At 37.0% G+C, this 2234-nt stretch carries 2 protein-coding genes; one reads left to right on the top strand and one right to left on the bottom strand.

The features are described 5' to 3' along the window. The first annotated feature begins 274 nt into the window (after positions 1-274). Positions 275-859 (top strand): spore protease YyaC, encoded by a 585-nt coding sequence (gene yyaC, locus V7659_RS07070; protein WP_335539039.1) that lies wholly within the window; start codon positions 275-277, stop codon positions 857-859. A 102-nt stretch (positions 860-961) separates the two neighbouring features. Here yyaC and V7659_RS07075 read toward each other — a convergent pair whose 3' ends face one another. Beyond that, positions 962-2233, bottom strand: a complete 1272-nt coding sequence (locus tag V7659_RS07075; RefSeq protein ID WP_335539041.1) for a CitMHS family transporter — start codon at positions 2231-2233, stop codon at positions 962-964. Position 2234 lies beyond the last annotated feature (1 nt).

Genomic DNA, 2234 nt, shown 5'->3' on the forward strand with positions numbered 1-2234 from the left:
AAATTTTGTATTTTATTTATTTCTTTATCTATTGTATATTTACCATATTTACATCTGGTCGATTAAAATATTAGTAGTGCAAGTATTGAGAGTAGTTGTTATTTGTGCAATACTTCCTTTCTTTTTTAAACTATTAGGAGATAGGGAGGTAAAAAAGAAAACATCCCATTGTGCCCAGTTTTAAGTTACTGTTTTCATGCTGGTTTAGCTGATATAATAGTAGTAGGTACTTTTACAGGAAAAATAATTATGTATCCAATTTGGGGGAAATAGAATGTGCCCTTTTTACAATAATCATGAAAACACACAACAAGAAAACACTTTGTTTAGAATTAAAGTGAAAGAAATGGTGGAAGAAAAGGAAATTGAGGCATCTGCAAGGATTATGGAAGAAATAATCACTTGCTCTACGCTTGAACATAGAGATATTGTGTTTCTATGCATTGGTTCAGACCGGTATGTAGGTGATTCACTGGGGCCTTTAGTGGGTACTATGCTTAGAGAAAGTCTTGTTCCTTATCATGTGTATGGTACTTTGAAAGAACCTGTTCATGCCTTTAACTTAAAGGATATTTTGAAAGACATCAATAAGCAACTAAAAAAGCCATTAATTATCAGTATTGATGCATGTTTGGGTGAAAAAAGCCAAGTTGGATTTATGATTTTTAACAAAGGGCCGCTTGCTCCTGGCAAGGCCTTGGAGAAGATTTTACCTGAAGTTGGAGATTACCATATCAAAGGTGTGGTCAACTATATTGATCCCCTGCCCGCATCACAATTTATTAATGACACTCGATTATACACCGTTTTCAATTTTGCCAGAACGATTGTGAAAATCATTCGTCTTACCGTACAATAAACCTACATTTACAAAATTATATAAAACAGAGCTGCTTTCGAAATCACTGGATTTACCGATTCGAAAACAGCTCTGAATTTATTCTATTATCATTTCATTTCCTCATTTAAAAAGTGTAAATGCTCCAGTTAATATAGCAGCAATGGTGACCACCAATGAGCAGATAACAGCCCATTTGAAAGCATATTTCTGGAATTCTCCCAAGTCGGTATTAATCATTCCTATTAATAACAGTGTAGATGCGACCAAAGGACTTAAAAAGTGGACAGGCTGACCTAAAACGGAAGCTCTGGCTACTTCCAAAGGATCAACGCCATATGCAGATGCCGCTTCTGCCAAAATTGGCAAAACACCAAAGTAATAAGCGTCATTCGACAAAACAAAAGTAAACGGCATACTTGTCAACGCCACCACTACAGGGAAGTAAGATCCAACAGAAGCTGGTATTATAGAAACTAGTGAATGGGCGATTGCATCTACCATTTTTGTTCCAGAAAAAATACCTGTAAATATCCCTGCTGCAAAAACGAGAGTAACAACTGTTAGAGCATTACCTGCATGTGAAATGATACGATCTTTTTGTTGCTTCAAATTAGGGTAATTAATCGTAGAAGCAAGAACAAACCCTATTAAAAATAACACTGGAGCTGGCAATATTCCCATTACCAAAACGACCATGACCACGAGCGTTAACAGAAGATTAATCCATATCAACTTAGGGCGCTTAAAATTCTCAGTCATTTCCAAAGCTATAGCTGCTTCAGGAATGGCAGAAATGGTTCTAGACGGAAACTCCACACTAATTATTCCAATCTTTTTTCGTTCTTTTTTCCCAAGGAAATATGCTGTAAAACAGATACTTCCCATTCCTGCAAATAATGTAGGCAAGAGTGGAATAAAAAATTCATTGGCATCAAGGCCCAAAGAGGCAATTGCTCTTGTAGCTGGACCTCCCCAAGGAGTCATGCCGCTCATAATACTGACAGAAAGCATAGAAATAGTCCCAAGAACAAGTGGATTCATGCCTAATCGTAAATACAGCGGCAGCAATGCAGAAATTGTAATCATATGTGTTGTTGTACCGTCTCCATCAAGTGCAACTGTCATGGCAATGATTGCCGTTCCTATTGCGATTTTTACTGGATCCCCTTTTACCAATCTCAACATTTGTTTAATTAGCGGATCGAACAACCCAGCGTCAATTAAAATACCGAAAAATAGAATTGCAAATAATAATAGTGCTGCTGAAGGCGCAACAACCTTTAATCCTTCCTGCATCATATCTCCAAGCTTTGAACCAAAGCCTCCAACTAATCCAAAGCCAATTGGAACAACTACAAGAGCAGTAACAGGAGATAATCGTTTAGCCATAATC

The sequence above is a fragment of the Neobacillus drentensis genome (genome assembly GCF_036966985.1).
Lineage (GTDB): Bacteria > Bacillota > Bacilli > Bacillales > Cytobacillaceae > Neobacillus > Neobacillus drentensis_E.